Genomic DNA, 19,304 nt, shown 5'->3' with positions numbered 1-19,304 from the left:
GACCGGCCCCTCTCCCCACCGGGTGAGGGGTTCAACCAAAAATTTCTTCCACCATCCCATCCACCAGCCGCTTTGCCGAACAGAGTCTCGGCATACCCAGCGCGACCGTTTGCCAGTTTTGAGTTACTGACCAGCTCACCGGGTGGCTGTCCGCCTGACACCAGTCCCCCAGCCAGCCCAGCATATCTTTATGATCGATGCTCCCCGGCGTAGAGGGGGTTGTGAGCCACTGGTGATAAAAATGGCGGGTAGTGGGAGAAGCATTGATCCCCTGCGCCAGATAATTTGCCGCCATGCTGCGCAGGTTATCCTTGAGCATTGCCGCCACGTCCGCATTCGCCAGACGACAGGCATCGCCAAATGCTCCCCAGCGCAGCTCTTCCAGCACAATGTAGCAACGCCCGGCCAGCGACCAGCCATCATAGTGTCCGGCCCGCCAGCGGGTAAAAATCTGCTCGCTATGATCGCCCGCCTGCACCGTTAACCCACGCTGGGACAACGCCTTTTCTTTATAGGCTGCGCGTTGAAGAAAATGGGAAGAGAGTTCAGCGTACTGCTGAACCAGGCCCGGCGAGGGCTGCGTACGCAGAGAGGTTTGCTGGCGCAGGGCAACCAGTTTATCGGCCATACGCGTCAGCGCGAGATGCCCCGGATCCAGCATGCCGGCCAGCTTTTCCGCCAGCCCCAGGCGCAGAGCCGCATTTTCGTTGAGCATTCCCGCCATTGCCCACGGTCGCAGCCGGGTGTGCGTCATGATCTCCTGCGTCAAACGCTCACGAAACTGCAGCTGTTGCGGCCCCAGATGGGTATGACGCGGCGCGTCTACCCCCTGGACCAGATCGACCATAAATTTAGGATGGATACACTCCAGCGTCCGCCCGGGACCGTCCAGTAGCTGTGTTGTCATGGTTGCTCTGCCGCGAAAAGAGTTTGAATATCATCGCGTAACAGTCGGGTATCTTCCTGAATCCACGTCGCAGTCGTGATACTTTGTTTCAACAGCTGGCTGAGCGATCGGGTCGAATGCTCATTTTGCTGACGGACTGCGAGGCTATCACGCAAGCTTTCCTGTAACCCGGCAAGGCATAACGAAAATTCTGCAAAGAACGTTGCCATACCCGCCGTAACAGAGACATCGACCTGCGCGGTTAAAGCTTTACGGATTTGTTCACAAAACTGATCAATATGCTGCATAAACTTGTCATGCAGCTGCGCAATATCAATAACGTATCGCGTGCGCGTCGCCACATAATCTTCCCAGCCCCAGCCAGGATTGTTCAGCCAGCGCGACACCGTTTCCCGTACACTTCCCGCAGCCGATGGCTGGCCTGCCGGACGGGTATCCTCCGCGATGGCATCAGTAAACAGCGCCCGCGTATTGAAGTTCAGCTGATTTGCCTGAAATGCCGGGAAACTGATCCGCGCCCGGAAACCGGCATGGCTGAGCTGCTCTTTAATACGCAGCTCAATGGGCCGCATCGCCTCATTCAGCGAACGCGCCAGCGTAGACTCCAGTTGATCGAAGCGAAGCGCCAGCTCCCGGCTGATTTTCGTCTGTGCGTCCAGCATGACCTGCTCGCAGGCGGAGCGGATGCTGTTCAGTACCGTTTGCGCCTGCCTCTCATCATCCAGCACCAGCTGCGTCAGCGCCTCCGGTGCATCCTGCCGATGATTCAGCGGATCAATACCTGCCAAATCAAGTAGCGTGTGGCTGTTGAAGATATGGCCAATCGCCTGCTGAAGGGCTCCTTTCTGCAACGCCATAAAATCGTCAGTGGCGTGGAGGGCCTGCTCCACTTCGTGTTTGACTTCTTCGCTGGCCACGCGCTGCCGCGTTTGCAGCAGAGCCATATCCTCTTCAAGACGCGTAATATTCAGCTCCAGCGATTCAAAGGCCACCGTCAGGGCCTGATAGCGAAAATCGAGATACTCTCTGGCATTTTGGGCATAGTTGAGCAACTTATGCGACGCCGAACGCAGCGCAAATAACGACGCATTGGCATAGGCGGCGTAAATCAGTTTGCGGATAGGTTGTTCAAATAACGAATCCTCCCACAGCAAATCAGCCGCATGGCGAATATGTTCGATATCGTCCAGGTCCGCCGTACGCCAGCGACGCCCCAGCGCGGCCTCGGCAAAGTCCTGTACCCAGCGCTGTTCCTGGTGATCCGGTAGCTGCCCATGGTTCGCCATCTCATAGCGGGCGCGGTTTGCCAGATAGGCCCACATCGACGAAACAGGGTAAATTTGTCCCGGAGAGATGTTCCCTTTCATTAAGGTCCCGGAGATCATCGCCCTGACCTGCTCTTCATCGTCGCTGTTGCGATCCTTCTGGTCGAATTTATTCACCAGCGCATACAAAGGCACCGATTTTCCCGCTACCGAAATGGCCTGACGAACCTCTTCATCAGAAATCGATTTGAGCTGGGTATAGTCCATCACCGCCAGCACCGCGGAGGCGCGGGACAACTGTTCGGTGAGCATTTTTTGCAGATGGGGCTGCCCGGCTTCATTTGGCCCAGGCGTGTCCAGCAGCGTCAGCTGCCCCAGGTGCGCATCCAGACCCGCAAGATGCACAAACTCCACCTCAATCACCGGTATATGCTCTATCGCCGCGTACTCTGAGAACGGGAAGGCCACGTCCAGCGCCTGAGAGAGCCTCACCAGGTCGTTCAGGCTTTTCAGACAATGAAATATCGGCTGCGCCCCAAGGTGGTGCTTCTCGAAAGCCTCGCCTCTTTCAATTCTCTCCAGCAGCGTATTCATGTCTTTATCGATTTCCAGACGCTGCGCCAGCTTACCGCGATCGTCATCGCAGAGCTTTTTCTGTAGCAGTTGGATCAGATCATCAATGGGAGAGACATGCGTAAAATGCAGTACCGGCTCTTTCTGGCCCGGCGTATGACGAATAAGGGTCGGGAGCGCCGTCATCGGACGGTTGCGGTTGGGCAATACTTCGGTGCCCACAATCGCATTAATGGTGGTCGATTTCCCCGCCTTCATGGTTCCAACAATAGCCAGCACCATTTCCAGACGGGTTATTTTGCGCAATTCACTATTCAGCATCGCCTGCTGTGCTTCGACACCACGCGCGCTAAAATGCAAAGGTAAAACGTTGTTCTTTTCACCCGTAATGGCCGTCGCGGTACTCTCCAGCATCGCTATCGGCATTGATTTCAAGGTATCAAGGTTTTGCAGGGCGAGTTGTAGCAACCGTTCTGCTTCCTGGCTTAATTCAAAAATTGTCTGTGTGTGCATGATAAAAGCCTTTCCTTAACGCAAATTTATTACTTTTATTAAGCCACCGGGTTTTAATTATGTTTTTCGGCTTATATGATCACGTGTGGAAAACATGTTCACCGAAATATAACTGATTGAAGACAATCAGAAATAAATCGCTATCCTTGCATGGCGTGAAAAGCTTTTCTCCTGACCTGATAGTCAAAAGATAAAAAGCGTAGCCCATTTTTAAGAAACTTCAGGATATATCATCATTATTTACCCACCTAAAAAGAGAGGGAATGGTTCAGCGTCATAACAGATGTACGACGACGAAAACCGGCGATAAATAACAATGTGTCGCTTCACCTTATCCGAAATGGCGGAACGTAGCAATTTGCCGCAATAAAATATTCGATATATTCAGTGTCAATTCTTCCCAACACGTTAATGGCGTTAGCATCGCTTAACCGACTGACAGAAAGTGTCACCCGCAACACGCTTTTCGGTTTTTTTTTATTAAACAATATCACCGACAATCGTGTGGATTTGCGTTATACTTGCCCTCTTTTTCGGCGCTCTGCCGTCATTTTGCTGGCACTTTCCAGCGTGTTAAGCACTTTTTTGAGGATACCCCCGATGCAACTTCCACACTGCCCGAAATGCAATTCTGAATACACCTATGAAGATAATGGCATGTTCATTTGCCCGGAATGCGCCCACGAATGGAACGACGCAGAGCCGTCACAGGATGCTGACGTGCTGATTGTAAAAGATGCTAACGGTAACCTGCTGGCAGATGGCGACAGCGTCACCGTCGTCAAAGACCTGAAGGTTAAAGGCAGCTCTTCCATGCTGAAGATCGGGACCAAAGTGAAGAATATCCGTCTGGTTGAAGGCGATCATAATATCGACTGCAAAATTGACGGTTTTGGTCCAATGAAACTGAAATCTGAGTTTGTGAAAAAGAACTGATTTACCCGCCCGGTGGCGCTTCGCTTACCGGGCACACTCCCACTACACTTAATGGGCTTTTCTTACGTGAGGTAAAGATTATGCCGTTAAGTCCCTACATCTCTTTCGCCGGCAACTGTGCAGAGGCAACCGCCTTTTATCAGCAGGCCGTCGGCGCAGAACTCCTCTATAAAATCACCTTCGGCGAAATGCCAAAAAGCGAGAGCAGCGAAGAAGGCTGCCCGTCTGGCATGCAGTTCCCGGACTCCGCTATAGCCCACTCCAACGTTCGCATTGCGGGCAGCGATATCATGATGAGCGATGGCCTGCCGCCGGGCAGTAAGGCGCAGTATGCCGGATTCACGCTGGTTCTCGACACACAGGATGTCAATGAAGGCCAACGCTGGTTCGACAATCTCGCGGATGGCGGAAATATTGAAATGGCCTGGCAGGAGACCTTCTGGGCGCACGGTTTCGGTAAGGTCACCGACAAATACGGCGTGCCGTGGATGATTAACGTCGTTAAGCAGCAACAAAGTTCGTAGGCCGGATAAGCGCAGCGCATCCGGCAACAACCCCGGGTGGCGCTGCGCTGACCGGGTCTGGAAAGATTGTCATCGTTTTCACTTCAACTCTTCAAACTCCCGCAACCTGCACTTAACCCAAATGTCATATTGATGCGCCAGCATGAGGCCACATTTATTGTGAGGCCCAGCATATGCAAACCGTCATCCGCGTCGAGAAACTGAGCAAGACCTTTCATCACAACAAGGCTCTGCATGCCGTTGATCTGACCGTCCAGCAGGGCGACATGGTAGCGCTGCTGGGGCCATCCGGTTCAGGTAAATCCACCCTTCTGCGTCACTTAAGCGGCCTGATTACCGGCGATAGCATCCCGGAGAGCCACGTCGAACTGCTGGGCAACACCGTACAGCGTGCAGGGCGACTGGCGCGGGATATCCGCAAAAGCCGCGCGCAGACAGGCTGCATCTTCCAGCAATTTAATCTGGTAAATCGACTGACGGTGCTGGAGAACGTGCTGATTGGCGCGCTCGGCAGCACCCCATTCTGGCGCACCTGTCTGCGCTGGTTCTCCCCGTTACAGAAGCAAGAGGCGTTGCGGGCACTCACCCGCGTAGGCATGGCGCACTTCGCCCATCAGCGCGTCTCCACCCTCTCCGGTGGACAACAGCAGCGCGTGGCCATCGCCCGTGCCCTGATGCAGAAAGCGAAAATCATCCTTGCCGACGAGCCCATCGCCTCGCTGGATCCGGAATCCGCCCGCATCGTGATGGAAACCCTGCATGACATTAACCAGAACGACGGCATCACCGTGGTGGTGACGCTGCATCAGGTGGATTACGCCCTGCGCTACTGCGAGCGCATTGTCGCCCTGCGTCAGGGACATGTGTTCTTTGATGGCGCAAGCCACCAGTTTGATAACGAACGTTTTGACCATCTCTACCGCAGCATTAACCGTGTCGAAGAGAACGCGAAGGCTGCATAACGTCCCCACTACGAGGAATGGAAATGAGCTATAAAACGGTTGCCGCGCTGGCTTTCACCAGCATGTTCAGCATCAGCACCCTGTTAAGCCCTGCGTACGCCGAGGAGCAGGAAAAAGCGCTGAACTTTGGCATTATTTCGACGGAATCACAGCAGAACCTGAAGCCTCAGTGGGAGCCCTTCCTGAAAGATATGGAAACCAAACTGGGGATCAAAGTAAACGCCTTCTTCGCCCCGGATTACGCGGGCATCATCCAGGGGATGCGCTTTAACAAAGTGGACATCGCCTGGTATGGCAACCTCTCCGCCATGGAAGCGGTGGATCGTGCAAACGGCCAGGTCTTTGCCCAGACCGTTGCTGCCGATGGCTCTCCGGGTTACTGGAGCGTGCTGATCGTCAACAAAGACAGCCCGATCAATAACCTCAACGATATGCTCGCCAAACGCAAAGAACTGACCTTCGGCAACGGCGATCCGAACTCCACTTCAGGCTTCCTGGTGCCGGGCTATTACGTCTTCGCCAAAAACAATGCCTCTGCCAGCGATTTCAAACGCACCGTCAATGCCAGCCATGAAACCAACGCCCTGGCCGTGGCCAACAAGCAGGTGGACGTCGCCACCAACAATACTGAAAACCTCGACAAGCTGAAGACCTCCGCACCGGACAAACTGAAAGAGCTGAAGGTGATCTGGAAATCCCCTCTTATCCCGGGTGACCCGATTGTCTGGCGCAAAAACCTTTCTGAAAGCACCAAGGACAAGGTGTACGACTTCTTTATGACCTACGGCAAAACGCCAGAAGAGAAAGCCGTGCTGACGCGTCTGGGCTGGGCACCGTTCCGCCCGTCGAGCGACCTGCAACTGGTCCCGATTCGCCAGCTGGCGCTGTTTAAAGAGATGCAGGGCGTGAAGGACAACAAGGGGCTTAAGGACGAGGAGAAGACCAGCAAAGTGGCAGCTATTCAGGCCCAGCTGGAAGACCTGGACCGCCTGACCGCCGCGCTTGGTGCAATGACCAGTGTGAATAAAGCGGTGCAGTAACGCTTTTCTCCCTCTCCCTGTGGGAGAGGGCCGGGGTGAGGGCATCAGCGCGCACATTTCCCCCTCACCCTAACCCTCTCCCTCAGGGAGAGGGAACTAAACACAAAGGAGTCAACATGCAAACCATCACCCTCCCACCGCCGAAACGCAGCTGGTTCTCGCTATTTAGCTGGGCCATCCTGCTGGCGGTGCTGGTTATCTCCTGGAAGGGCGCGGAGATGGATCCGCTGCTGCTGTTTAAAGACGCCGGTAACATGGCCACCTTCGCTGCCGACTTCTTCCCGCCCGATTTTAGCCAGTGGCAGGACTATCTCGGCGAAATGGCTGTCACCCTGCAAATCGCCGTCTGGGGGACCGCCCTGGCCGTCATCCTCTCCATTCCGTTTGGCCTGATGAGCGCGGAAAACATCGTTCCGTGGTGGATTTATCAGCCGATGCGCCGCCTGATGGACGCCTGCCGCGCCATTAACGAAATGGTGTTCGCGATGCTGTTCGTGGTTGCCGTGGGTCTGGGGCCGTTCGCGGGGGTGATGGCGCTATTCATCCACACCACCGGCGTGCTCTCCAAGCTGCTTTCCGAAGCCGTGGAAGCCATTGAACCCGGCCCGGTCGAAGGTATTCGCGCCACCGGCGCCAACAAAATTGAAGAGATCCTTTACGGCGTGCTGCCCCAGGTCATGCCGCTGCTGATCTCCTATTCGCTCTACCGCTTCGAATCTAACGTCCGTTCCGCCACCGTCGTCGGCATGGTCGGCGCAGGCGGCATCGGCGTCACCCTGTGGGAGGCGATCCGCGGTTTCCAGTTCCAGCAAACCTGCGCCCTGATGGTACTCATCATCATCACCGTCAGCCTGCTGGATTTCCTCTCTCAACGTTTGCGTAAGCACTTCATCTGAGAAGCGAGGCTTTGATTGGTATGCACTTATCCAGACATCCGACCAGTTACCCTACCCGCTGGCAAGAGATTGCAGCAAAGCTCGAAGTGGAGCTGCGCACCCATTATCGCTGCGGAGACTACCTGCCAGCCGAACAGCAGCTTGCAGACCGCTATGAAGTGAACCGCCACACCCTGCGCCGCGCCATCGATCAGCTGGTTGAGCGCGGATGGGTACAGCGCCGTCAGGGCGTCGGCGTGCTGGTGCTGATGCGCCCGTTCGATTACCCGCTCAATGCCCAGGCGCGCTTTAGTCAGAACCTGCTCGACCAGGGAAGCCATCCCACCAGCGAAAAACTGCTCTCCGTGCTGCGTCCGGCCTCCAGCCATGTAGCCGATGCGCTGGGTATTCAGGAGGGCGACAACGTTGTGCATCTGCGCACCCTGCGCCGGGTCAATGGCGTGGCGGTCTGCCAGATAGATCACTACTTCAGCGACCTGAGCCTCTGGCCGGTGCTGCAACACTTCTCCAGCGGTTCACTGCATGACTTTTTGCAGGACGCCACGGGTCTTGTGCTCAAACGTACCCAGACGCGTATCAGCGCCCGCCGCGCGCAGGCGAAAGAGAGCAAGGTGCTGGAGATCCCCAACATGGCTCCGCTGCTCTGCGTGCGCACCCTCAACCACCGTGACGGCGAGATCAACGCAACGGAGTACTCCGTCAGCCTGACCCGCGCCGACATGATTGAATTCACCATGGAGCACTGAATGCATTTCGACACCTCCACCCGTCAGCGCTGGATGCGCGCCCTGGCCCATAGCCAGCCTGCTGCACTGGCGAGCCGCATGAACGCGCTTAACCTGACGCCAGACTATGAAACGCTCCGCGCGCCGGAAATTGGCCTGGTACAGATCCAGGCAAGAATGGGCGGTACCGGGGAGCGCTTTTTCGGCGGTGATGCCGCCCTCACCCGCGCGGTCATTCGTCTGAGCAGCGGCACGCTGGGTTACAGCTACGTGCTCGGTCGCGATAAACCGCACGCCGAGCGCTGCGCGGTGATCGACGCCCTGCTGCAGGAACAACCCCATTTCCAGACCCTGATGGAAACCCTGATTGCCCCGCTGGAAGCCAACCTCGCCGCGCGCACTGCCGCACGTCAGGCGCAAGTCAATACCAGCCGGGTCGACTTCTTTACGCTTGTTCGCGGAGATAACGCATGACGCTTCAACCCGCTTTTACCCTGGCCGTCCAGGATGCCCAACACAGTTTTCGTCGCCTGCTGAAAGCCATGAGCGAGCCAGGCGTGATTGTCTCCCTGCATCAGCTCTCCCAGGGCTGGCTGCCGCTGAACCTGGCGACCACCAGCGTACTGCTGACCCTCGCCGACAACGATACCCCGGTGTGGCTTTCGGGGACGTTATCCAATGACATCGCCAGCCAGAATCTGCGTTTTCACACTAACGCCCCGCTGGTTGAGCAGCCCCGTCAGGCGGTGTTTGCCGTTGCCGATGAGCAAATCAGCCATGAGCAGCTCAATGCCCTGAGTGAAGGCAGCGCGGTAGCACCGGAGACCAGCGCCACGCTGCTCCTGCAGGTCGCCAGCCTGAGCGGTGGTCGCATGCTGCGCCTGACCGGGGCGGGGATTGCCGACGAACGCATGGTCGCGCCACAGCTGCCGGAGTGCATTATTCATGAGCTGACCGAACGCCCGCATCCGTTCCCGCTGGGCATTGACCTGATCCTGACCTGCGGCGAGCGCCTGCTGGCGATCCCGCGAACCACCCACGTGGAGGTGTGCTGATGTACGTTGCCGTCAAAGGGGGCGAGAAGGCCATCGCCGCCGCCCATGCGCTACAGGCGCACAGACGACGGGGTGATGAACAGCTTCCCGAGCTGAGCGTCGCCCAGATTGAGCAGCAGTTGAACCTGGCGGTGGATCGAGTGATGACCGAAGGCGGCGTCGCCGACCGCGAGCTGGCAGCGCTGGCGCTGAAGCAGGCCAGCGGCGACAACGTCGAAGCCATCTTTTTGCTGCGCGCCTGGCGCACCACCGTTCCCCGCCTGGCGGTGAGCGAGCCGGTCAATACGGCAGAAATGCGCCTGGAGCGGCGAATTTCCGCCGTTTATAAAGATATTCCCGGCGGCCAGCTCCTTGGCCCTACGTACGACTACACCCACCGCCTGCTGGATTTCACCCTGCTGGCGAACGGCGAAACGCCGACGCTCAGCACCACGGAGACCGGGCAGGAAGCATCTCCGCACGTCTTTAGCCTGCTGGCGAAGCAGGGTCTGGCAAAGGCTGAAGAAGAGACCGGAGCGCAACCCGACGACATCACCCGCACGCCTCCCGTTTACCCCTGTTCACGCTCGTCTCGCCTGCAGCAGCTGATGCGCGGGGACGAAGGCTATCTGCTGGCGCTGGCCTATTCAACGCAGCGCGGCTACGGGCGTAACCACCCGTTTGCGGCGGAGATTCGCAGCGGCTATCTCGACGTCGAAATCATCCCCGAAGAGCTGGGTTTTGCTGTGAACGTCGGTGAACTGCTAATGACCGAGTGTGAAATGGTGAATGGTTTTGTCGCACCTGACGACGACACCCCACACTTTACCCGCGGTTACGGGCTGGTCTTTGGCATGAGCGAGCGTAAAGCCATGGCGATGGCGCTGGTTGACCGCGCCCTGCAGGCGCCGGACTACGGCGAACAGATTTCCGGCCCGGCACAGGACGAAGAGTTCGTGCTGGCCCATGCGGATAACGTCGAGGCGGCGGGCTTTGTTTCGCACCTCAAGCTGCCGCATTACGTTGACTTCCAGGCCGAACTGGAACTGCTGAAACGTCTGCAACGGGAGCGTGAAAATGGCTAACCTAAGCGGCTACAACTTTGCTTATCTGGACGAGCAAACCAAACGCATGATCCGCCGCGCCATCCTGAAAGCGGTCGCTATCCCCGGCTATCAGGTGCCGTTTGGTGGTCGAGAAATGCCGATGCCTTACGGCTGGGGCACCGGGGGCATTCAGCTTACCGCCAGCGTCATCGGTGAGTCAGACGTGCTGAAGGTCATCGACCAGGGAGCCGACGACACCACCAACGCCGTGTCGATTCGCAACTTCTTTAAGCGCGTGACGGGCGTCAACACCACCGAAAAAACCGAAGATGCGACGCTTATCCAGACCCGCCACCGTATTCCCGAAACGCCGCTCACTGAAGATCAGATTTTGATTTTCCAGGTGCCGATCCCGGAGCCGCTGCGCTTTATCGAGCCGCGCGAAACAGAAACCCGCACCATGCACGCCCTGGAAGAGTACGGGGTGATGCAGGTGAAGCTGTATGAAGATATCGCCCGCTTCGGCCATATCGCCACCACCTACGCCTACCCGGTGAAGGTCAACGGGCGCTACGTGATGGATCCGTCGCCGATCCCGAAATTCGACAACCCGAAAATGGACATGATGCCTGCCCTGCAGCTGTTCGGTGCCGGGCGCGAAAAGCGCATCTACGCCGTCCCGCCCTACACCCGCGTGGAGAGTCTCGATTTCGATGACCACCCGTTCACGGTGCAGGAGTGGGACGAGCCGTGCGCCATCTGCGGCTCGAAACACAGCTATCTGGATGAAGTGGTGCTGGATGATACGGGCAAACGGATGTTTGTCTGCTCCGACACCGATTACTGCCGCCAACAGAGCGAGGCGAACAGCCAATGAAACCGCTGCTTTCAGTGAACAACCTGACCCACCTTTACGCGCCGGGCAAAGGCTTCAGCGACGTCTCGTTCGAGCTGTGGCCGGGCGAGGTGCTGGGGATTGTCGGTGAATCCGGTTCGGGTAAAACCACCCTGCTGAAGTCCATCTCCGCGCGCCTGGCCCCGCAGAACGGCGAGATTTTGTATGAGGGCGCCTCCCTCTATGGCATGAGCGAGGCTGAACGCCGCCGCCTGCTGCGCACCGAATGGGGCGTGGTACATCAGCATCCGCTGGACGGGCTGCGTCGTCAGGTCTCGGCGGGAGGCAATATCGGCGAACGGCTGATGGCGACCGGCGCGCGGCACTACGGCAACATCCGGGAAACCGCACAGCGCTGGCTGACCGATGTGGAGATCCCCGCCTCGCGCATCGACGATTTGCCCACCACCTTCTCCGGCGGCATGCAGCAGCGTCTGCAGATCGCCCGTAACTTGGTCACCCACCCGAAGCTGGTGTTTATGGATGAACCCACCGGTGGGCTGGACGTCTCAGTGCAGGCGCGCCTGCTCGACCTGCTGCGCGGCCTGGTGGTGGAGCTGAACCTGGCGGTGGTGATTGTCACCCATGATCTGGGCGTCGCTCGCCTGCTGGCAGACCGTCTGCTGGTAATGAAGCAGGGTCAGGTGGTGGAAAGTGGGTTAACCGACCGCGTGCTCGACGATCCGCTCCATCCTTACACCCAGCTGCTGGTGTCATCCGTGTTGCAGAATTGAGGGCGCCACCCGGCAAAACGAACGCCGTACCTTGTAGGCCGGGTAAGCGAAGCGCCACCCGGCAAGAAAACGCCACGAGGCCAAAATGATCCACGTAGAAAACGTAAGTAAAACCTTTGTGCTCCACCAGCAAAACGGCGTGCGTCTGCCGGTGCTGCAAAATGCCTCTCTGAAGGTGAACAGCGGCGAATGCGTGGTGCTGCACGGCCACTCCGGCAGCGGAAAATCCACCCTGCTGCGCTCCCTGTACGCCAACTATCTGCCGGACGAGGGGCACATTCATATTCGCCATGCCGATGAATGGGTCGACCTGGTTCAGGCCCCCGCGCGTAAGGTGTTGGAAGTCCGCCGCTCGACGATCGGCTGGGTGAGCCAGTTTCTGCGGGTGATCCCGCGGATCTCCGCTCTGGATGTGGTCATGCAGCCGCTGCTGGATCTCGGCGTGCCGCGCGAAACCTGCGCCGCCAAAGCCGCCAGCCTGCTGACGCGCCTCAATGTGCCCGAGCGCCTCTGGCATCTTGCCCCGTCGACCTTTTCCGGCGGCGAGCAGCAGCGCGTGAATATCGCTCGCGGGTTTATCGTCGACTACCCGATTTTACTTCTTGATGAACCCACCGCTTCGCTCGACAGCAAAAACAGCGCGGCAGTGGTGGAACTGATCGAACAGGCCAAAGCGCGCGGCGCGGCGATCGTCGGGATCTTCCACGACGAGAGCGTTCGCAACCGCGTGGCGGACAGATTGCACCCGATGGGGACAAACGTATGATTATCAATAACGTCAGGCTGGTGCTGGAAGATGAGGTCATCAACGGCTCGATTGAGATCCGCGACGGCGCGATCCGCGCGTATGCCGAAACCCGAAGCCATTTGCCCGAAGCGATGGACGGCGAAGGCGGCTGGCTGCTGCCAGGGCTGATTGAGCTGCACACCGATAATCTGGATAAATTCTTCACCCCACGGCCGAAGGTGGACTGGCCCGCCCATTCGGCGATGAGCAGCCACGACGCGCTGATGGTTGCCAGCGGCATCACCACCGTGCTGGATGCGGTGGCGATTGGTGACGTACGCGACGGCGGCGATCGGCTGGAGAATCTGGAAAAGATGATCAACGCCGTGGAAGAGACGCAAAAGCGCGGTCTTAACCGCGCCGAACATCGCCTGCACCTGCGCTGCGAGTTGCCGCATCACACCACCCTGCCGCTGTTTGAAAAGCTGGTAGACCGCGAGCCAGTGTCGCTGGTCTCGTTGATGGACCACTCGCCGGGGCAGCGCCAGTTCGCCAGCCTCGAAAAATACCGCGAGTATTACCAGGGCAAATATTCTCTTAACGATGTGGAGATGGCGCGCTACGAGGAAGAGCAGCTGGCGCTGGCGGCACAGTGGTCACAGCCGAACCGTGTTTCGATTGCCGCAATGTGCCGGGACCGTAACATCGCGCTGGCCAGCCATGATGATGCCACGCACAACCATGTCCGCGAATCCCACCAGCTTGGCAGCGTGATCGCTGAATTTCCTACCACGTTTGAGGCGGCAGAAGCCTCCCGCGCGCATGGCATGAACGTGCTGATGGGGGCACCGAACATCGTGCGCGGCGGCTCGCATTCCGGCAACGTGGCGGCAAGCAAGCTCGCCTCGCTCGGTCTGCTGGATATCCTCTCTTCCGACTACTACCCCGCCAGCCTGCTGGACGCCGCCTTCCGTGTCGCGGATGACGACAGCAACTGCTTCACGCTGTCGCAGGCGATTCGCCTGGTAACGAAGAACCCGGCATCGGCGCTTAATCTTCACGACAGGGGCGAGATAGCCGAAGGAAAACGGGCGGATCTGGTGCTGGCCCACCGTAAGGGCGAGCACATCCATATCGACCACGTCTGGCGTCAGGGAAAACGGGTGTTCTGATGGGAAGAGTCATCTGGTTAATGGGGCCCTCCGGCTCCGGGAAGGACAGCCTGCTGTCCGCCTTACGGCAGCGGGAACACCCGCAGCTGCTGGTCGCACATCGCTATATTACCCGGGCGGCGAATGCCGGTAGTGAAAACCATATCGCCCTGAGCGAACAGGAATTTTTCACTCGCGCCGGGCAGAATCTGCTGGCGCTCAGCTGGCACGCCAACGGCTACTACTACGGGATCGGTATTGAGATCGACCTGTGGCTACACGCGGGTTTTGACGTGCTGGTCAACGGCTCTCGTGCGCATCTTCCCCAGGCACGCGCCCGGTATGCCTCGGCGCTGCTGCCGGTCTGTCTGCAGGTTTCGCCGGATGTCCTGCGCAGCCGCCTGCAAAGCCGCGGACGCGAAAGCGAAAAAGAGATCGCGCAGCGGCTCGAACGCGCAGCGCACTATACCCCAGCGGATTGCCACATCCTCAACAACGACGGAAGTTTGCTACAGTCAGTCGATAACGTTTTATCGCTTATCCGTCAGAAGGAGAAACAGCATGCCTGACTGCACGCTTCGCCCCGCCACCGCCGATGATGCGCAAATCGTTTACGCGCTGATCTGCGAGTTAAAACAGGCCGAATTTGATCATCAGGCGTTCCACGCCGGGTATCTGGCCAATCTGCAGGACCACAATATGCGTTATCAGCTGGCAGAGCTGAATGGACAGGTGGTGGGTATGATTGGCCTGCATATGCAGTTTCACCTGCACCACGCCAGATGGATCGGCGAAATCCAGGAGCTGGTGGTGATGCCCGAGGCGCGTGGTCTTAAAGTGGGGAGCCAACTGCTGGCATGGGCAGAGGACACCGCGCGGCAGGCGGGCGCGGAACTGACGGAGCTCTCCACCAGCGTCCGGCGGCTGGACGCCCACCGTTTTTATGTTCGTGAAGGGTATACGCAGAGCCATTTTCGTTTCACCAAACCGTTGTAGAGGTGCACGATGAGTCTGACCATCACGTTAACGGGCACCGGCAGTGCCCAGCTGGTCCCGGTGTTTGGCTGCGATTGCGCGGCATGCCGCCGGGCACGTCTGCAGGAGAATTATCGTCGTCGGCCCTGTAGCGCGGCCGTCAAATTCAATGATGCGGTGACGCTACTGGACGCGGGTATTCCGCACCTGATGGACGACTGGCCAGCCGGCAGCTTTCAGCAGTTTTTGCTGACCCACTACCATATGGATCACGTTCAGGGGCTGTTTCCCCTGCGCTGGGGCGTTGGCGCGACGATCCCCGTTTACGGCCCGCCGGATGAAGCCGGATGTGACGATCTCTTCAAACACCCGGGCATTCTGGATTTCAGCCATATGCTGGAGCCGTTTGTGATGTTTGAGCTGCAGGGCCTGCGGGTGACGCCGCTGCCGCTCAACCACTCGAAGCTCACCTTTGGTTATCTGCTGGAGTCCGCCCACAGCCGCGTGGCGTGGCTCTCTGATACCGCCGGATTGCCGGAGAAAACGGTGAAATTTCTGCTCAACAACCAGCCACAGGCGATGATCATCGACTGTAGCCATGAACCGCGCCCACAGACGCCGCGCAACCATTGCGATTTAAACACCGTGGTGGCACTGAACGAGGTGATTGGCTGCCCGCAGGTGATCCTGACCCATATCAGCCATCAGTTTGACGTGTGGATGATGGATAACCCGCTGCCGGACGGCATCGAAGCGGGATATGACGGCATGGTGTTGGTGCTGGATTAGGTTTTCTCCCTCTCCCGTGGGAGAGGGTTGAGGTAAGGGCAACAGGCCGCACTTAACCGCGATCGTAATCCTCTTCTAACCGCCGCTCATCCTCTTCCAGGCGTCGTCTGTCGTCATCTAACTGGCGCTGACGCTCGTCTAAACGGCGGCGTCTGTCTTCAAGCTGCCGACGGCGGTCGTCATACTGACGGCTATCAATGCGACGGTCATCGTCATAACGATCGTCATCATCGTTGCTGCGGCTGCTGCCGGGGTTATAGGCATCGTTGATCGCCTGCTGAATGTTGCCAATGGCATCATCAATCACATCGGCATGCGCCAGTTGGCTGGAGAGTGACAGCAGACCAAATAACAGAGCGGTAGAGTAACGTTTCATAAGGCCAGACTCGCAGGTGAACTGGCCTTACGGTAATTAACCGCAAACGGGAGAGGTAGCGGAGGAATCTCAAATTCTTTAGCGAGGCGACGCTTCCATTATTTGACGCACTCGCTGTTTATTCTCTGCGACCAGCACAATCCCGGAGCATTTTTGGTCCGGAGAATGACTCCAGATGCGGTCTTCAGGAATACATCCTCCGTCATATATCACCTTGCTGCCATCATAAGGCCAGAATGCTCCCTGCTCTGTGTCGAGTACAAAAACAGCGATTTGGTCGGATTCACGGGCTATTTTCTGCCAGAGCATCTTTCCACCCTCATATTGCTCGAAGTCGCTGATTAAGGTCACGCCGCAATGTAAGACCAACGCTTCATAGAGACGAGTCGCCAGCCCTTTGTCTCGTTCGGCAGGATCGACACAAATGCCTTCTACCTGGACAACGCGAGTATCTTCCCAGCATCGTTCGACTGCGATAATGTCCTTTCCCAGATGGGCTTTATGCTGTAAATCCAGAGCAGCAACAACCCGATGCCGGGGAACGCCATCAAAGGTTTCGATATCTGCTTCAATAATTGCAGCCCGGGGCGTCTGGCTGTCATAAATGACATGTAACACCCGACCGGAGAGTTCAAATTCATCTACGAGCGTAAATGACCTGGCAACCGTATTCGGGCTGTACGTTGTAGGCATCACGATCATTTGTGAGTCCCCTCTTGTGAGTACCGGCATAATTCCCTTTATATCTTAATCCGCTAAATTTTGCGCAGATTAGCATCGCCGACTTTACTCAGGCTCTTGATGAAATCCTAAATTCGCTGTTTAAGCGCTGATTTTCCGCAGCGCCTGCGCCAGCTGTACGCGGGTAAACGGTTTGCGCAGTAGCGCTACATCCGGCAACTGCGGGTTGTGCGTCGGACGTAAATCCTGACCGCTGATCAACAACACCGGCAGTTGCGGGTAGTGGCTGCGCACGTGGTTAATCACCTCCGCCCCGCTCAGGCTGCCCGGCAGCATCAGATCACTGATAAACATGCCGATATCCGGCGAGGCCGCCAGCATGTTCAGTGCCTGCTCACCGCTTTCCGCTTCAAGGGTCAGGTAGCCAAGCTGATGCAGTTGCTCGCACAGGGTCTGACGAACATCGGCCTCATCTTCCAGGACCAGCACCAGCCGTTCGTTTTCAGCGGATGCGGTGGCAGAGTGCGTTTCATCTTCAGGGACGACGGGCAGCGTTGAGCGCGGCAGATGGAGCCGCACGGTGGTGCCTTGTCCCGGCGCGCTTTCAATTTCGACGCGGCCGCCGGACTGACGCACAAAACCGTACACCATCGACAGCCCTAACCCACTGCCACTGCCGGTCTGCTTGGTGGTGAAGAACGGCTCGAACACCCGGGATTTGACCTCCTGCGTCATACCGCTGCCGCGGTCGATCACCTCCAGCGCCACCATATCCTGCCTGCGTCCGTCGCTGCGAGTGACGCGCTGATTCCACGTGCGGATCTTAATCACGCCCGTCTGCCCCTCCATCGCGTCGCGGGCGTTCATCACCAGGTTGATAATGGCGTTTTCGAGCTGACCAACGTCTATCCACGCCGGCCAGGCCGGGGATTGAGCCTCTATCTCCAGGCTCAGGGTGGCGGGCAAGGAGTGGCGCATCAGCTCTCTGAGATTCTCCAGCAGCGGTTTCATCTCTACCGCATGCGGAGTCAGGGATTGCTTGCGGGAAAAAGCCAGCAGACGCTGGGTCAGCAACGCACCGCGCTCGGCGGCATTGAGCGCGCGGGCGATACGTGGGGCATCACTGGAGTCGGGATCGGTCAGCTCCAGGCTACCGATTATCACCGCCAGCAGGTTGTTGAAATCATGTGCCAGCCCGCCCGTCAGTTGACCAACGGCCTTCATCTTCTGGCTGTGCAGCAGCGCCTCCTCCAGTCCCTGACGCTCGATGCGGTCGATCTCCATCTGGGAGGTTTTCTCTTTCAGCAGACGGGTAGTGTGCTCCAGCGAGGCGGTATTGCGGGCAAAGACGTTAAACGCGCGAGCCAGCTCTCCCAGCTCATCACGCCGCTGCAGCGCGGGCACCGAAACGTCCTGCTCGCCGTGGGCAAGACGCGACATCGCCCGGGAGATCGCCGTCAGGTTGGAGCCCAGATTGCGGTAGATATACCAGCAGGCGCAACCGGTGATGATCAGCGCCAGTACGGCGAATATGCTGATAAATACGCTGATGGACCGCAGCTCCTGATGACTCTGGGCCGTACGCAGCCGGGAAGCCTCCGCCACCTGCTCAACGTACTGATTGATATCGCTATTTAATATCGCCACCAGCGCCTTGATGTGGAACATATACCAGCTTATCGCCAGGTCGCTCTCCTCAAGCTGCTTTGACAGCGGGGCAAGCCTGCGTAGCTCGTCGTTGAAATCGGGCAGAACAAGATTCACCACGGGCTGCGTGGCGCGCTGGGGCAACGTTGCGGTAACGGCGTCCAGCTGCTGTAGGGTGGCGCGCGGTGAGGGGGTATCGATGGCGGCGAGAATCAACCTGTCCATTTCCGCAAGCTGCTGCGCATCCGGGATGTTGCTGCCAAACCGACGGTTAATATCCTGCAGATGGCGTAAATAGCTCTGGCTTTGATACAGCGAGCTAAGCAGCGCGTTACGCTGCAGATGGCGCCGCTGTCCGCGCTCCAGCATGCCCGTCACGCTTTGCTGTAACTCATTACTGCGACGAATAATGCGCGCCACCAGCCCCGGCTCCTGCTGCGCTAAGGGCGCATCTGCGAGCTGTTCCAGCGAGTGCCGCAGCGCCATTTGGGTCTGCTTCAGCCTCTCGGCCTCTCCTTTGTATTCCAGCGCCCCCACCACCTGCGAAAGCCGAACCGCCGCGGTTGCCACGCTGGCGGTATCGCGGGCGAGGTTCATGCTGCCGGTCATGTCATCCAGCGTCTGCTGTTGTACCTGTTCCTGGATCTGGCTGGCATGCCGAAAACCCAGCACCGCCACACCACTGACCATCAGCGTCACCGCCACCACCAACAGATTAAAGATCAGCAGACGACCGCGGGCGCTGGCGAAGAACGGCGAGCGTGATGGCATGGGATTGGGCTCCTCTGCAAATGGGTGCCCTCACCCTGGCCCTCTCCCACAGGCAGAGGGAAAAGAGAAATGTGACGGCGATTAGCTATTCATAACTATGACAAATATGAACGGCTTCTGACATTTTGCATTTACGC

21 protein-coding genes are annotated in these 19,304 nt (G+C 58.0%); 16 read left to right on the top strand and 5 right to left on the bottom strand.

Features of this window, described 5'->3' with window-relative positions; translation table 11 throughout:
• Positions 1-31 precede the first annotated feature (31 nt).
• Both ECL_RS01780 and crfC read right to left on the bottom strand, forming a co-directional pair.
• Complete coding sequence (locus ECL_RS01780) at positions 32-907, bottom strand: diguanylate cyclase regulator RdcB family protein (protein ID WP_029882903.1); 876 nt, start codon at positions 905-907, stop codon at positions 32-34.
• On the bottom strand, positions 904-3,258 hold the full coding sequence (gene crfC, locus ECL_RS01775) for a clamp-binding protein CrfC (RefSeq protein WP_013095116.1): 2,355 nt from the start codon (positions 3,256-3,258) through the stop codon (positions 904-906). The genes ECL_RS01780 and crfC overlap by 4 nt, the downstream gene beginning before the upstream one ends.
• A gap of 600 nt (positions 3,259-3,858) precedes the next feature.
• Between crfC and ECL_RS01770 the strand changes: the two genes are divergently transcribed.
• From ECL_RS01770 to phnP, 16 genes are all read left to right on the top strand, one after another.
• The gene (locus ECL_RS01770) at positions 3,859-4,194 is read left to right on the top strand and encodes a zinc ribbon domain-containing protein YjdM (protein ID WP_013095115.1); all 336 of its coding nucleotides are present in this window, start codon (positions 3,859-3,861) and stop codon (positions 4,192-4,194) included.
• Between the two features lie 80 nt (positions 4,195-4,274).
• On the top strand, positions 4,275-4,718 hold the full coding sequence (yjdN, locus tag ECL_RS01765) for a VOC family metalloprotein YjdN (RefSeq protein WP_013095114.1): 444 nt from the start codon (positions 4,275-4,277) through the stop codon (positions 4,716-4,718).
• A 173-nt stretch (positions 4,719-4,891) separates the two neighbouring features.
• Positions 4,892-5,680 carry a phosphonate ABC transporter ATP-binding protein gene (gene phnC, locus ECL_RS01760; protein ID WP_013095113.1) on the top strand — a complete coding sequence of 263 codons (789 nt, stop codon included), beginning with the start codon at positions 4,892-4,894 and terminating at the stop codon, positions 5,678-5,680.
• A 23-nt stretch (positions 5,681-5,703) separates the two neighbouring features.
• Entirely contained in the window at positions 5,704-6,720 is a 1,017-nt protein-coding gene (gene phnD, locus ECL_RS01755) for a phosphonate ABC transporter substrate-binding protein (RefSeq protein ID WP_013095112.1), read from the top strand.
• Between the two features lie 116 nt (positions 6,721-6,836).
• A complete protein-coding gene (gene phnE, locus ECL_RS01750) occupies positions 6,837-7,616 on the top strand; it encodes a phosphonate ABC transporter, permease protein PhnE (RefSeq protein WP_013095111.1) in 780 nt (259 codons plus the stop codon).
• A gap of 20 nt (positions 7,617-7,636) precedes the next feature.
• The gene (gene phnF / locus ECL_RS01745) at positions 7,637-8,362 is read left to right on the top strand and encodes a phosphonate metabolism transcriptional regulator PhnF (RefSeq protein WP_013095110.1); all 726 of its coding nucleotides are present in this window, start codon (positions 7,637-7,639) and stop codon (positions 8,360-8,362) included.
• On the top strand, positions 8,363-8,815 hold the full coding sequence (phnG, locus tag ECL_RS01740) for a phosphonate C-P lyase system protein PhnG (protein ID WP_013095109.1): 453 nt from the start codon (positions 8,363-8,365) through the stop codon (positions 8,813-8,815).
• Positions 8,812-9,396 (top strand): phosphonate C-P lyase system protein PhnH, encoded by a 585-nt coding sequence (gene phnH / locus ECL_RS01735; RefSeq protein ID WP_013095108.1) that lies wholly within the window; start codon positions 8,812-8,814, stop codon positions 9,394-9,396. The genes phnG and phnH overlap by 4 nt, the downstream gene beginning before the upstream one ends.
• Positions 9,396-10,460: a carbon-phosphorus lyase complex subunit gene (locus ECL_RS01730; RefSeq protein ID WP_013095107.1), complete on the top strand. Its 1,065-nt coding sequence runs from the start codon at positions 9,396-9,398 to the stop codon at positions 10,458-10,460. Before phnH ends, ECL_RS01730 begins: the two co-directional genes overlap by 1 nt.
• On the top strand, positions 10,453-11,298 hold the full coding sequence (gene phnJ, locus ECL_RS01725) for an alpha-D-ribose 1-methylphosphonate 5-phosphate C-P-lyase PhnJ (protein ID WP_013095106.1): 846 nt from the start codon (positions 10,453-10,455) through the stop codon (positions 11,296-11,298). The genes ECL_RS01730 and phnJ overlap by 8 nt, the downstream gene beginning before the upstream one ends.
• Positions 11,295-12,050, top strand: a complete 756-nt coding sequence (gene phnK, locus ECL_RS01720) for a phosphonate C-P lyase system protein PhnK (protein WP_013095105.1) — start codon at positions 11,295-11,297, stop codon at positions 12,048-12,050. Before phnJ ends, phnK begins: the two co-directional genes overlap by 4 nt.
• An 85-nt stretch (positions 12,051-12,135) precedes the next feature.
• Positions 12,136-12,816, top strand: a complete 681-nt coding sequence (gene phnL / locus ECL_RS01715) for a phosphonate C-P lyase system protein PhnL (RefSeq protein ID WP_013095104.1) — start codon at positions 12,136-12,138, stop codon at positions 12,814-12,816.
• Positions 12,813-13,949 carry an alpha-D-ribose 1-methylphosphonate 5-triphosphate diphosphatase gene (gene phnM, locus ECL_RS01710; RefSeq protein ID WP_013095103.1) on the top strand — a complete coding sequence of 379 codons (1,137 nt, stop codon included), beginning with the start codon at positions 12,813-12,815 and terminating at the stop codon, positions 13,947-13,949. The genes phnL and phnM overlap by 4 nt, the downstream gene beginning before the upstream one ends.
• The gene (gene phnN, locus ECL_RS01705; RefSeq protein WP_109455545.1) at positions 13,946-14,497 is read left to right on the top strand and encodes a ribose 1,5-bisphosphokinase; all 552 of its coding nucleotides are present in this window, start codon (positions 13,946-13,948) and stop codon (positions 14,495-14,497) included. The genes phnM and phnN overlap by 4 nt, the downstream gene beginning before the upstream one ends.
• On the top strand, positions 14,490-14,924 hold the full coding sequence (phnO, locus tag ECL_RS01700; protein ID WP_013095101.1) for an aminoalkylphosphonate N-acetyltransferase: 435 nt from the start codon (positions 14,490-14,492) through the stop codon (positions 14,922-14,924). Before phnN ends, phnO begins: the two co-directional genes overlap by 8 nt.
• A gap of 9 nt (positions 14,925-14,933) precedes the next feature.
• On the top strand, positions 14,934-15,692 hold the full coding sequence (gene phnP / locus ECL_RS01695) for a phosphonate metabolism protein PhnP (protein ID WP_013095100.1): 759 nt from the start codon (positions 14,934-14,936) through the stop codon (positions 15,690-15,692).
• 52 nt (positions 15,693-15,744) lie between these two features.
• Here phnP and yjdP read toward each other — a convergent pair whose 3' ends face one another.
• The 3 genes from yjdP to ECL_RS01680 form a co-directional block, all read right to left on the bottom strand.
• Entirely contained in the window at positions 15,745-16,068 is a 324-nt protein-coding gene (gene yjdP, locus ECL_RS01690; protein ID WP_013095099.1) for a DDRRRQL repeat protein YjdP, read from the bottom strand.
• Between the two features lie 78 nt (positions 16,069-16,146).
• Positions 16,147-16,770, bottom strand: coding sequence for a GNAT family N-acetyltransferase (locus ECL_RS01685; RefSeq protein WP_013095098.1), 624 nt, complete (start codon positions 16,768-16,770; stop codon positions 16,147-16,149).
• Between the two features lie 120 nt (positions 16,771-16,890).
• The gene (locus tag ECL_RS01680) at positions 16,891-19,167 is read right to left on the bottom strand and encodes a hybrid sensor histidine kinase/response regulator (RefSeq protein WP_013095097.1); all 2,277 of its coding nucleotides are present in this window, start codon (positions 19,165-19,167) and stop codon (positions 16,891-16,893) included.
• Positions 19,168-19,304 lie beyond the last annotated feature (137 nt).

The sequence above is a fragment of the Enterobacter cloacae subsp. cloacae ATCC 13047 genome (genome assembly GCF_000025565.1).
Taxonomy (GTDB): domain Bacteria; phylum Pseudomonadota; class Gammaproteobacteria; order Enterobacterales; family Enterobacteriaceae; genus Enterobacter; species Enterobacter cloacae.
The sequence above is the reverse complement of the archived record's forward strand: the minus strand, read 5'-3'. Positions and strand labels throughout refer to the sequence as shown.